This is a genomic window from Atopobium sp. oral taxon 199 str. F0494, assembly GCF_000411555.1.
Classification (GTDB): Bacteria; Actinomycetota; Coriobacteriia; order Coriobacteriales; family Atopobiaceae; genus Lancefieldella.
Window position 1 is genome coordinate 209,242 of sequence record NZ_KE150486.1, and the last position, 13,124, is coordinate 222,365.

Annotated in this window: 9 protein-coding genes; 8 read left to right on the plus strand and 1 reads right to left on the minus strand. The window is 53.4% G+C overall.

Annotated elements, in window-relative coordinates; all coding sequences use genetic code 11:
• Window positions 1–79: 79 nt before the first annotated feature.
• A complete protein-coding gene (locus tag HMPREF1527_RS00890) occupies window positions 80–1,075 on the minus strand; it encodes an AraC family transcriptional regulator (RefSeq protein ID WP_016476817.1) in 996 nt (331 codons plus the stop codon).
• Between the two features lie 211 nt (window positions 1,076–1,286).
• Between HMPREF1527_RS00890 and HMPREF1527_RS00900 the strand changes: the two genes are divergently transcribed.
• The 8 genes from HMPREF1527_RS00900 to ruvB all read left to right on the plus strand — a co-directional run bounded on the left by HMPREF1527_RS00900 (window position 1,287) and on the right by ruvB (window position 13,120).
• Window positions 1,287–2,705 carry a PTS transporter subunit EIIC gene (locus tag HMPREF1527_RS00900; RefSeq protein ID WP_016476818.1) on the plus strand — a complete coding sequence of 473 codons (1,419 nt, stop codon included), beginning with the start codon at window positions 1,287–1,289 and terminating at the stop codon, window positions 2,703–2,705.
• Between the two features lie 77 nt (window positions 2,706–2,782).
• Complete coding sequence (locus HMPREF1527_RS00905; RefSeq protein WP_035433584.1) at window positions 2,783–4,264, plus strand: glycoside hydrolase family 1 protein; 1,482 nt, start codon at window positions 2,783–2,785, stop codon at window positions 4,262–4,264.
• Between the two features lie 373 nt (window positions 4,265–4,637).
• A complete protein-coding gene (dnaE, locus tag HMPREF1527_RS00915) occupies window positions 4,638–8,468 on the plus strand; it encodes a DNA polymerase III subunit alpha (protein WP_016476820.1) in 3,831 nt (1,276 codons plus the stop codon).
• A 167-nt stretch (window positions 8,469–8,635) separates the two neighbouring features.
• The gene (locus tag HMPREF1527_RS00920) at window positions 8,636–9,016 is read left to right on the plus strand and encodes a desulfoferrodoxin family protein (protein ID WP_016476821.1); all 381 of its coding nucleotides are present in this window, start codon (window positions 8,636–8,638) and stop codon (window positions 9,014–9,016) included.
• 139 nt (window positions 9,017–9,155) lie between these two features.
• Window positions 9,156–10,853: a carbon-nitrogen hydrolase family protein gene (locus HMPREF1527_RS00925; RefSeq protein WP_016476822.1), complete on the plus strand. Its 1,698-nt coding sequence runs from the start codon at window positions 9,156–9,158 to the stop codon at window positions 10,851–10,853.
• 55 nt (window positions 10,854–10,908) lie between these two features.
• Window positions 10,909–11,412 carry a crossover junction endodeoxyribonuclease RuvC gene (ruvC, locus tag HMPREF1527_RS00930; protein ID WP_016476823.1) on the plus strand — a complete coding sequence of 168 codons (504 nt, stop codon included), beginning with the start codon at window positions 10,909–10,911 and terminating at the stop codon, window positions 11,410–11,412.
• Window positions 11,409–12,047, plus strand: a complete 639-nt coding sequence (gene ruvA / locus HMPREF1527_RS00935) for a Holliday junction branch migration protein RuvA (protein ID WP_016476824.1) — start codon at window positions 11,409–11,411, stop codon at window positions 12,045–12,047. Before ruvC ends, ruvA begins: the two co-directional genes overlap by 4 nt.
• Window positions 12,047–13,120: a Holliday junction branch migration DNA helicase RuvB gene (gene ruvB, locus HMPREF1527_RS00940; protein WP_016476825.1), complete on the plus strand. Its 1,074-nt coding sequence runs from the start codon at window positions 12,047–12,049 to the stop codon at window positions 13,118–13,120. The genes ruvA and ruvB overlap by 1 nt, the downstream gene beginning before the upstream one ends.
• Window positions 13,121–13,124: the final 4 nt, after the last annotated feature.

The following is a 13,124-nucleotide window of genomic DNA, read 5'->3' on the forward strand; positions in this document are numbered from 1 at the left end:
AGGTCCTCGTCGCTCGTGCTGTCTCTTGCTCCGGGAAGCTGTCCCTGAGATGTCTGGGCACTGGGGCTTGGTCAAGCCTTCAGAGGGAAGAAGCTCCAAGCCCTGATCTGAGTGCGCCAGGCTTCACGCCAAAGATTTCCTGAAACTTGCAGTAGAAGTAGCTCAGATTCTCGTAGCCGACCTCTTCGGCGATTTCGGCTATAGGATCCTGGGAGTTCTGTATGCGGAAGTAGGCCGTGCTCATTCGCTGGAGGATTACAAGCTCCTTGAAGGTGTGTCCGGTCTCTGAGCTGATGCGTTTGCTCAGATAGTTGGGGCTGAACCCGAAGTGCGCAGCTGCCTTGGCAAGCGTCACGTCGGCATAGTTCTCTTCGATGTAGCGCAGGACCGGCAAGATATCGAAGCTCTTTTGGGACTTCTTCTGGAGGTCGGTATCGCGGAACTGCCGCAGCAGCCTGCAGAACAGGAGCACCATCTCGGCAGCAATGATCTCTTCGTTGTAGACATCGTGGCTGAAGTACTCGCTCAGGATCTGTACGATATGATGGCGGGCTTCGGAACTCATATTCCTGAGCACATAGAAGCTGTCATGCTCTGCTCGCTCCGAGATGGCGGAGGCTATGAAGGCATTGATGATGCCGCCTTCTCCCAGACGTCCCAGGAGCTTGTGCTTGAGGTATTCCTTGCGCATCACGATGGTGATGATTATATCGTCTTCGCCGAGGTATCCGATGCTGTGCACGACCCCCGAGTCGAGGATGCAGAGATCTCCTTGAGACATGCGCACTTCGGTCCCGTCGACCATCTGCGTGCAGGAGCCGGAATAGACATAGAGGAGCTCGGAGGCTTTGTGGATATGGTCGGGGATATGGGTATAGCGGGACTCCTTGCGGATACAGAAGTTCGATTCCTTCAGCAGCGTGTTGAAGGTGAAGAGATAGACTTCGCGTCCATCGACCATGACCTTACCAATCTTGCGATAGCGCTCGGAAAGCTGGCCGGGACCTTCCATACGATGGCGGAGTTCTGCCGGCGTTGTTTCCCGGAGTGCTTGATCGAGCTCAGCCTCTTCCATCATCTGCTCCTTCCAAGAGGGGGGGATTTATGAGGACAGCATGCTCTTCTGCATGTGACGATATAAGACGGAAATCTGCATGTCATCACTTAGATAAACAAGAGTGTAAGTTAGGTCAGTCAAGACAGTTTCTTCCGCCATGGTATCACGGAAGGGGCCTCCGTACACTTCTGAGTCAAGGAAGGGCAGTCCCACATCGAAAGGGGAACTCATGGAGTATGAGGAGCTGTGCCGGAATATCCTCGATAACATCGGGGAATCGGACAATATCGTGCAGGCATTCCATTGCATCACGCGTCTGCGCCTCATCGTGAAGGACAAGGACAAAGTCGATTTCGATGGGCTGAAAAAAATTGAAGGGGTGCTCCAGGTGCTCGATGCAGCTGGCCAGGTCCAGATCGTCATTGGCACGCAGGTCGAGGATGTCTATCACGAGTTCTGCGAGGTAGCTGGCATTCCTGAAGGCGGAAGTGTCGATGCGGACTATGACCCCGAAAAGGGAGATGAAGGCGATATCCTGACGCAGACCATGGGCGGGGGCTCCGATGCAGCAAAGGGAGGCAGGTTTGCGTGGGTCACCCGTCTTCTCGACGCGCTTGCCGCTATCGTCACGCCGGCACTCTACGGTATCATTGCCGGCGGCATGCTCAAGGGCGTCACTGCTACGATCGTCGCCTTCGGATGGCTTTCCTCCAAAGATCCCAACATCGTCGTCTTGAATGCTGTTGCCGATGCGCCTTTCTACTTTATGCCCTTCATTATCGGCTATTCCTCGGCCAATCGCTTCAAGGTGAACCCGGCCTTCGGCCTCTGCGTTGCCGGCATGATCATGTATCCGACCTTTATGAGCAATGCCGACGGGCTGACCTCGCTGCCGTTCCTATTCTTCAACATTCCTATCATCAACTACAAGAACACGATCTTTCCCGTCATCCTCGGCGTCTGGGTCTTCTCCCTCATCTTCAGGCTGATCGACAAGCATATCCACAAGAATATCCGTATCGTCTTCTCGGGCTTTTTGGCCTTCCTGATTGCCGGTCCCATCATCCTGGCATTCGTGGCGCCGCTCGGCAACTGGATCGGTGTTGCCATGGCCTCTTTCTTTGGCACTTTCTTCACGGTGGCAGGTCCGCTTGCCGGAGCCCTCTTCTGCGGCATCATCCCGCTCACGATCATCTTCGGCATCAAAGGCTGGTCAGTGGTAGAGCTCGACAACCTCAGCCGTCTGGGCTATGACTATATGCTGCCGAATTTCTTCTATTCGAACCTTGCTGTATCTGGTGCCGTCCTTGCCGCTTCGCTCAAGCTGAAGCAGGGGACCTCCAGCAAGTCCACCGCTGTCTCGACCGGCCTCCTTGCAATCCTCGGCGTCACCGAGCCAGCACTCTATGGTATTGCGGTTCCGATGAAGGTACCGCTCTATGCCTCGATGGCAGGGGGCGCTATTGCGGGTGCAGTGGCCATGCTTCTCGGCGTCCATACCTATGCCTTCTCGATGCCTGGCATCACCTCCATCGCCACCTACGTGGACGGAGGATCGAATTTCTTCATGCTCCTCATTACGATGGCAGTGGCATGGGCTTCGAGCTTCGCTATCTCCTATGCAATCACCAAGAAGGAAGCGGCATAGAAAGCTGCTTGCGCCGGACCCGATGGCGGGTCCGGTCCTCTCAGGACACCTCGATCAACAGGGCAGGGATTTTAACCATGTACAGGACATTTAAGGCACCTACAGGCTTTCCGGAGGGCTTTCTCTGGGGAGGTGCGATGGCAAGCTCCCAAGCGGAAGGCGGGTGGAAAGATGGCGAGAAAGGTCTCGATACGCAGGATCTGCGATATTTCGATCCGGCGTGGACCCGTACGGAGCGGGCAGACAAGGCCAACCGCCGCATGAGCACGCTCAAGCTCGAACGTGCGCTCGCCGATCTGGAGGATACCGAGCACTATCCCTTCCGACACGGCATCGACTTCTACCACCGCTACCATGAGGATCTCGACCTCTTCCAGGAGCTCGGCATCAAGATTCTGCGCACCTCGATATGCTGGGCACGCATCTTCCCGAACGGGGATGATGCAGAACCCAACGAAGAAGGGCTTGCCTTCTACGAGGATCTCTTCAATGAATGCCACAAGCGCGGCATCAAGGTTTTTGCAACGATGCTCCACTACAATATCCCGGAATCCCTCGTCCAGCGCTTCGGCGGATGGAAAAGCAGAAAGACGGTAGATGCCTATGTGCGCTATACGACGACGCTCTTCGAGCGCCTGGGCAGCCTAGTCGACTACTGGCTTCCCTTCAACGAATTCAATGCAGGGCGTTTCAATCCCTATAACGGCGTCTGCCTGATCGAAGACCAGGAAGAGAACTTTGACCAAGCAATCTTCCAATGCCTGCACAACCAGTTCGTTGCCAATGCCCTGACCATCGAGGCAGGTCACAAGATCTGCCCGGGTTCTATGATCGGCGGCATGATCGCCCGCTTTACGACCTACCCGGCTACCTGCAGGCCGGAAGATGTGATGCAGATGATCCTCGACGACCAGTATTCGAACTGGTTCTATCTCGATGTAATGGCACGCGGCACCTACCCCGCCTATATGGACCGCTATTTCGAGATACTCGGCATCTCGCTCGAGATCGAGCCAGGAGACCTCGAGGCCATCGCTCGGAACACGATCGACTTCACGGCATTCTCCTATTATTTCTCCCAGGTCTCTACTACCGATCAAGGTTGGGAGAAGACTGCCGGGAATCTGGTCATGGCAAACAGGAACCCCTATCTCAAGACGAGCGACTGGGGATGGCAGATGGATCCGATGGGGCTCAGGATCACGCTGCATCAGGTCTATGACCGCTATCAGCTGCCAGTCTTTGTGGCAGAGAATGGTCTGGGCGCATACGACGTGCTCGAGGAAGATGGCTCTATCCACGACCCCTACCGCATCGACTATCTGAGAGAGCATATACGCGAGATGCGCGAGGCAGTATGTGAAGGCGTCGATGTGATCGGCTATACGATGTGGGGATTCGTCGACCTCGTTTCCTGTGGCTCCATGGAGATGAGCAAGCGCTACGGTGTCATCTATGTAGACCAGGACGATGCAGGCAACGGGAGCCTCAAGCGCTATCGCAAGGACTCCTTTGCCTGGTACCAGCACTGCATTGCCACGAACGGCAAAGAGCTCTGATAGTGAGACATACGCTTTGCCGAACCGATGGAATGAAGAAGGAGCCGGCTCTTCAGAGCGCCGGCTCCTTCTTCAGGTCAGATGGCAGAATGCCATTCACCTCTCGATCATATGCAGAGAGTTGGCCGATATCTACGGATAACTACATTTCCGTGAGGTGCAAATTTTATTATCAGCCGATAAATTACTTGTACGAATTTTACCTGCGATTTTTTAGCTTTTGGCAGCTAGAACATATGTTTGTATCTCAGGCAAAAAACGGCGCTTTCAGGTATAGTAGAGAAGCGAGAAAAACAGCGCCGGGAAAGCTCTTCTCGTATGGGGGAGCGGCGGCCTCGGCACACAAGTGCAACCTGAAGATGTGAGAGAGAATATGGCCTTCGTACACCTCCATAACCACTCGGATTTTTCCATCCTGGACGCCGCTACACGCGTAAACGATATGGTCAAACGTGCGGTTGATCTGAAGATGCCGGCGCTTGCCCTTACGGATCACGGTTATTTGTTTGGTATCCCTGATTTTGATCTTGCCTGCCGCAAATACAATGACGCGCAAAAGGATATGCAGCAATGGCGCACGGATGTCGAGTGCTTTCAAAAAGGCTGGGACCTGGAGGAACCGCCGGCGGATGCTCTTGACGCAGGAGAGCATGATCAAAGGCACCGCCAGTGGGAGCGCGATGTGTCCATTTGGAATGAAACGCATGATATAGGAGCGGTAAAGGCAAATAAACCGCATCCGCTCATCAAGCCTATTTTCGGCTGCGAGGCCTATTTCATTACTGATGACTGCATCGAGCGCGGTACCAAACAGACGCGCTACCATCTGATCCTTCTCGCCAAAAACGAGGCGGGCTACGTCAATCTCATGAAGATGATGTCTGAGGCCGCCAGCAAGGAGATGTTCTACTTCAAGCCTCGTACTACGCTTGATATGCTCCGCCGCTATCATGAGGGCATCATCTGCACATCCGCCTGTGTTTCCGGCATCATTCCCAGGAGTTTCTTTGCGGGGCAACCCGAAGAAGCTGAGAGATGGGCGCTCATCTACAAGGATATCTTCGGAGATGATTTCTATCTTGAGGTGCAAGATCACGGCCTGTCCGATCCCAATTGGAACGGTTTTGACGATCGCACGCTTTCAGAGCATATCCTCAACCTTGGCCACAAACTGGGCATCAAGGTCGTTGCTACCAACGATAATCACTACCTCACGCGTGAAGATGCCTCTGTACAAGACATTGCAAGCTGTATCGGCACCGGTTCAAAGTTTGCCGACGCCAACAGAAAGCGTATGTCGGGTACGGAGTTCTATTTCAAGACGGAAGAAGAGATGCGGGAGATCTTCTCGTGGGCTCCGGAGGTCATCGACAACACGCTTGAGGTTGCCGCCAAGTGTAACTACGAGCTTGACTGGACCCATATGTACCTGCCTAAGTTCCCGGACCTGGCGGAGGGGGAGACTTCCGAGGAGCGCTTCCGCAAGGAGTGCGAGGAAGGTCTTGCCAGGCGCTATGGCCAGAACTGGCGCGAGGTAGAGATCAGCGGCATCAACGTCAAAGAGCGTTTTGAGTATGAATATGACATTATCTGCAAGAAGGGCTTTGCAGATTACTTCCTCATTGTTCAAGAGTATGTGCGCTGGGCCAAACAAAACGGTATTGGCGTCGGCCCCGGTCGCGGATCTGCAGCGGGAGCCATCGTTGCCTATGCGATGGATATTACTACCTTTGATCCGCTTGAAAACGGCCTCATGTTTGAGAGGTTCCTCTCGCCGCAACGCTCCGAGATGCCCGATATCGATATGGATTTCGACGATGAACGTCGCCTTGAGGTCATTGATCACGTCCGTCAGCTTTACGGCCCCGAGCGTGTCAGCCACGTTATCACCTACTCAACCATTAAGGCGAAGCAAGCCATAAACGATGCGTGTCGCGTGCTTGACTATCCCGTCTACCAGGGCCAGCGCCTGTCTAAAATGATTTCCAACGACCCCAAAGCGCATCTTTCAAGCGTGCTCCACAAGGGTGATGGCGAGAAGAACGACCTCTATAATCCCGATTTTGAAGAAGCGTATAACTCCGAGGAAGTCTCCCGCGAAATTATCGATGCCGCCCTTGCCATCGAAGGCCTGCATCGTGGTGAGGGAGTTCACGCCTGCGCTGTTCTGATTGCGCCCACGCCCGTCAACGATCACGTACCCACCAAGATGGACACCAAAGGCGAGGTTGAAATCACCCAGTTCGAAGGCCATTCCGTTGCCGATATGGGCCTTTTGAAGATGGACTTTTTGGGCTTGCGCACTTTGACCGTCATCTCCCGCGCGCTCAAAAACATCAAGGCGAACTTTGGCGTGGATATTAACGTTGATGAGATTCCCTTTACCGATCCCGAGATATTCAAGCTCATGTCGGACGGTCGCACAGCCGGCGTCTTTCAGGTTGAGTCCGCCGGCATGACAGCCACCATCAAAGGCATGAGGCCTACGGAGTTCAAGCATGTCGTCGCTCTTATCGCGCTGTATCGCCCCGGACCTCTTGGTGCTGGCATGGTTACCAGCTACATCAACCGCATGAACGGCCGAGAAGAGCCTGTCGATTACGATCCCCGTCTGCATGATATTTTGGCCGAGACCTATGGGACCATGGTCTATCAGGAGCAGGTCATGCAGATTTCTATGAAGATGTCCGGCTTTACGGCAGGCGAGTCCGATAAGGTCCGCAAGGCTGTGGCAAAAAAGAAGATCAAGCTCATGCAGGAGGTTGTCCAGCACTGGGACGACGGCGTTGATGAAACTATGGAGCAGCACTGGAAAAACGGTGCTGTCCGCAACGGCTTTGACCGAAAAGTAGCGGAAACTATCTGGGACGATGTCCTTAAGTTCGCATCCTACGCGTTCAATAAGTCGCACTCGGCGGGGTATGCTATTTTGGTCATGCAAACGGCCTGGCTGAAGGCTCACTACCCTCATGAGTACATGGCGGCGGTTTTAACGTCATTCATGGGCAAAACCGATAAGATCGTCCACTACGTTGCGGCCTGCCGACAGGAAGGCATTAAAGTCAGTCAACCGGATATCAATGAGTCCGGGCGTGACTTTACCGCAACAAAAGAGGGCATCCGCTTTGGCTTCGCGGGTATCCGCGGCGTTGGAGCCGGTGTCGCTGAGGCGATTATGGCTGAGCGTCAAAAGGGCGGTCCCTTTACCAATCTTCGTGATTTTATCGACCGTATGGATGCCAGCCAAGCAAAGCGTAACGTGGTCGAGGCACTTATCAAGGCAGGCGCATTTGATTCAACGGGATATACGCGCATGCAGCTTATGGGACTTATTGACAAGAACAATCCGGAAAATCTTCTGGATTCCGCCGCAAAACGCCAAAGAGACAAGGCGTCCGGACAGATTTCAATGTTTGATATTTTCTCGGACATAGAAGGCTCCGGATTTACGGAGAGTTTTCCCGAGCCCGATGGCGTGGAATGGGAGCGCCGCTTTAAGCTTGACCAAGAATTTGACGTGCTGGGCATCTACGTTTCGGATCATCCGCTGACGCCTTATGCCTATGCGCTTTCACTTGCGCGCGACTATGAGCTGGCTGATATTGACGCGATAGAGGAGTATCGTTCTCCGAGCGGCGCTATCAAAGAGAAGTTCAAGGTTCCGGAAGGGGAGACCATTCGTCTTGCCGGTATGGTAACGGGTATTCAGAAGCGCGTAACCAAAAACGGCGACCCTATGGCTATCGTGACGCTGGAAGATATGGAAGGATCTGTTCTGCTGGTGCTTTTTCCGAAGGCCTACAAAAAGTACGCGTCAACGCTTGTTGGTACCGTTGATCCGGAAACAGGAGAAGCACAGGGCGATGTCATCGTGGGCGTTTGCGGCAAGCTTGAGCGCTCTGACCGTGGCACGCAATTTATCTGTTCGAGGGTAGGTTCCATTGAACTTAATGAAAGCAATGTGCGGCCACGCGTACTTGAGTTGCACATGCCATCATCGGAATTTTCCCGCTCGAACTACGAGTTGCTGAGCCAAATCTTTAAGAAGTATCGAGGCAATGATTGCGTTGAGCTGCGTATTGAAAGTACAACCGGCGACATTATGCGCATGGAGATACCTACTCGAGTTGATGCGCACAATATGGCTATGATTACAGAACTATCGTACCTTCTGGGAGAAACGGGGCTTGCGCGGGTAGTGTAGATGGAGTCGTTTGATTTCAACGTCTGCCGCAGCAGCAGTTGCTACGGGAATTTTCATAAATGCTACTTAACTTATAGCGTTTGTGATTTAAAACACACGGTCTGGGTAGTACTATAGGCAGAACGGTACAGTCTACAAGAGGGCGGTACCTTGTGAGAGGAGAAATAATGGCACAAGCTAAGTTTTATCGCTGCAAACACTGTGGAAATATCGTCTACGTCGTCGTGGATGGCAACGTTGTTCCTTCCTGCTGTGGCGAGCCCATGGAGCTGCTTTCAGCCAATACGACCGACGGAGCTACTGAAAAGCATGTTCCCGTGGTTTCCCGTGATGGCAGTAAGCTAGTGGTGAAGGTAGGAGAGGTTGCTCATCCCATGTTGCCCGAACACTACATTGAGTTCATTGCTCTTGAGACCGAGCAGGGCGTCAATCTCAAACGCCTTGCTCCAGGTCAGCAGCCGGAAGCGCATTTTGCGCTTCCTGAAGACCAACATGCGATTGCCTACGAATTCTGCAATCTGCATGGCCTTTGGAAATCTGAATTCTAAGAGCACCTGCAGGCAAGCGGGTTATGAACGCCGCTTGCACGAGGCTATTACGAGTTTTTTAAGAGCTGTGAGAAATCGCAGCTCTTTTTTGTATTTTTGGGCATACTTGTGAGGGGTTGCTTTAACCGGAGGATTGACTATGAATGTTGCCGTTGCACAAATGAATACGCAGAGCGGAGCTTTGTCTGAAACGTATGAGCGCATGCTGGCCTATGCCGAGCGCGCAAAGGAGCAACATGCCGAGCTCATTGTGTATCCCGCACCATCGCTGACGGGGCTGATGTCTCTTACCGATGCGACCGTTGAGGGGTTTCTTGAGGATCTGTTTGCAACGCTTAAGCAACTTGCAGAGAATCTCCCGCTTCCCGCAGTCGTTCCTGTTGTGGTTACAAAAGACCATGAGGTGCTCAGCGAAGCGATGTTCTTGCGTCAGGGGCACGTGACGCCTCTGCGCCTTACAGCGGAGATTGCGCACCTGAGCGCCCTCGCTCGGGAAAGCGTAACCGAAGGTGACCTTTCCGATGAGGAAGACCCGGGCTTTGACCTGCCTCATTTTGAATGGGGCGATTATACGATAGGCATTTCATTTAGTTGCCAGGATCTCGATGCTTGGCGCGATGCCGATCAAACTGCTGACCTTATGCTCTATCTGAACACTTCGGGATATGCGTTGTCTGATGTCAATACCACTATGGGTCTCGGCCTGAGCGATAGCCGTTTTTCTTCCGATGCGGATGAGTTGGGAGCATGGGTTATTGGCGTTAACGCGGTCGGTCTGTACGGAGGGCACGTTAGCATCGGTTCAAGCTTCGTTATAGCGCCTGACGGAGAGTGCGGCATTTGCGCAAAAGCCTTTGAAGAGGACCTCATCTGCGTTGATATTGATTCAGGCTCACGAAGCAAAGAAGCACTCTCTCTTCCGGCGTCAGAAGATACGTCTGCTGTGGGATGGAAAGCTCTCAAGCTGGGTCTGTTTGAGTTCGTAAAGCAGGGCCATTTTGACGGCGTTGCGGTACTTCTCGACACGTCAGTCAGCGCCCAAGTGACGGCGGCGCTTGCGCGAAGTGTCTTTCAAGCATCTCAGATATATATCAGCAGCGTAGAAACGCAAGACCAACTTGAATATGATATTGCCTATGCGCGCCTTGCAGCATATGCTCGCGAGAATAACCTTTTGGTGCTTACCACCGAGAACAAGAGCGATTGGGCGCTTGGCGCGGGTGGGATGATTGCGGCCGGTGCGCTACATCCGCTGGGCGATTTGTATCTGTCTGAAATCCTTGATTTTTGCGAGTCGGTTCCTGAAGTGAAGGCTGACCTTTCAGCGACCGTTACATATGAGGTGTTTGATTTCAAAAAGAAGGATGAGCTTTTCTCGTCCTTTTATGAGCAGGCGCATTTCGTTGATACCGTTTTGTCGAGGACGATTGAGCTCGGCAAAAGCTTTCATGAGATAGTTGCTAAAATAGGCTATGAGGAAGCGGTTGCGGATGTGTTGGACGCGCTGTATGGCAATGGAGTTACCCGCCAGAACAGAGGGTCATTGCTTATACTTTTGCAGTGTCCATTGGTCGATACCGAGCTGCCGCTCTTTACTTCGTGGAGAGACTCGCAACGAAAACAGACGGTAGAAGAAGATACGTCAACGCTGTTTGACGGCCTGCTCGCGTCGGCGGAGCACGCCTTTATGCAAGCGATTCCCGAACAGGTTGAGATGCCTTCTCCTGAGAGCCTCCAGGAGATTCTGGACTATCTTCGTGAGTTCTCAGGTCTTGAGGGAGCGGGCGTTATGTTTGGCATGCCAAAAATGTGGCGGGGACCGTTTTCGGAGAATTAATGCCTTTCGTATGATAAAATGGAACGAACGTTCTTATCGTCTCTAAGAGGGCAGGATGGTCATTTTAGGAATCGACCCGGGATTGGCTCATACGGGCTGGGGCATCGTTGAAACTCGCGGGTCGGCTTGCCGCGCGCGTGCGTACGGATGCGTGGAAACAAAGGCAAACGAGCCTATCGATATGCGTTTGGGTCGCATTTACGATGAGATTTCTCTGGTCATCCAAAAGTTCAGGCCGGTGGCGCTTTCAATTGAGAGCATCTACTTTGGACAAAACGTGCGCTCGGCTATTCCTACCGCTCAGGCAAGGGGAGCCGCGATTGTGGCTTGTGCTCGGGCGGGCTTGTCGGTTGGAGAGTACACGCCCATGCAGATAAAGCAGGCGGTCGTTGGTACCGGTTCGGCCGATAAGGCACAGGTCATGTACATGATCCGTACGGTCCTACAACTTGACCATGAGCCGCACCCCGATCACGCGGCTGATGCGCTTGCCGCGGCGGTCTGCCATGCGCATCTGGTAAGAACAGAAGAACTTGGCAAAAGGAGAGTTCGTCTATGATCGTACAGCTTACCGGTACCCTGCTCTTTGTCAGTCCCTCGCTGATGATACTTGATGTTCATGGCGTTGGCTATGAACTGGGCATATCCGCAAATACTGCCGCCGCCCTTCCTCAGGTGGGAGAGGCGGGCGTGACTATTCTTACCAGGATGGTTGTCAGAGAAGACGCCATGGAGCTCTACGGGTTTTCTTCGCGAGAAGAACGTGCGCTCTTTGATCGTCTGCGCGCTATTTCTGGCATCGGCGCCAAATTGGCGCTCTCGGTGCTCTCAACCTTTACGCCGCGCCAGCTCGCCGGCATCGTAGCTTCTGAAGATAGCGCGCGTATGACGCAGGTTGCCGGACTCGGAAAGAAAAAAGCGGGGCGTATGGTGGTAGAGCTTTCGGATGTTTTCGCCAAAGACACCGAACTCAGAAATCTTGTGGGTTTGTCGGGTCCAACGGAAGCGCTTGGCTTTGGCGCTGCAGCTTCGTCCCATGCGCCGCTTGATAATGAAGTAACTGAGGCTCTTCTCGCCATGGGCTTTACGTCGCAAGAAATCGCCTTGGCGCTGGAAGGCAGGGAAGAAGCGGGAGCCTCTACGATTGAGAAGGCCATAAGCTACGCGCTGCGCCGTCTGGGGAGTGGTAACTGATGTGGGAGGCAGATGCCAAAAACTTGTTTGAGAGTCCATCACATACAAGACCCCAGCAAAAAACCTATGGTGAAACAAGGATGGTTTCGGGGGAGCTCGGGCCGGACGATATCGAACAGGAGCGTTCGCTCAGGCCTAAGACTTTGGACGAATACCTCGGGCAGACACGCGTGAAAGAGAACCTCCGCGTGCTTATTCAAGCTGCGAAAAAGAGAAACGAACCGCTTGACCATGTCATCTTTTCAGGTCCTCCGGGCCTTGGTAAGACTACCCTTGCCGGTGTCCTTGCGGGCGAGATGGACTCAAAGCTCCACACCACTTCAGGTCCGGCTATCGAGCGTACCGGCGATCTTGCGGCAATTCTTACAAACCTTGAAGAGGGCGACATCCTCTTTATTGATGAGATTCACCGTCTGAACAGACAGATTGAGGAAGTTTTGTACCCCGCGATGGAGGACTTTTTCTTAGATATCGTTATTGGCAAAGGTCCTGCCGCCAGGTCAATCAGGCTTGATATCCCGCGCTTTACGCTTGTCGCTGCAACAACAAGAACGGGGCTTTTGACAGGCCCTTTGCGCGATCGTTTTGGCATTGCGTACAGGCTTGATTACTATTCGGTTGAAGAACTGAAGACGATTGTGCTGCGGTCAGCCTCCATTCTTGAGGTGGTTGTAGACGAGCAGGGCGCCCTAGAGATCGCCTCTCGATCGCGCGGTACTCCTCGTCTGGCAAACCGCCTGCTTAAGCGCGTCCGTGATTACGCTCAGGTAAAGGCGGGGGGTACAATTACATGGGAAGTCGCTTCTCAGGCGCTTTCGTTTTTTGACATAGACGAACTGGGACTTGACGCCATGGACGTGAGTGTTTTGCGCGCTCTGTGCGAAACGTTTCACGGCCGGCCTGTTGGTCTTACTACGCTGGCAAGCGCCGTTTCCGAAGATCCTTCGACGCTTGAGGACGTATACGAGCCGTACTTGCTTCAACAAGGGCTTATCGTAAGAACTCCGCAGGGTCGCCAAGCCACGCAGAGTGCCTTCGTCCATCTGGACATTCCAATTCCATCGCAACGTTAGGACA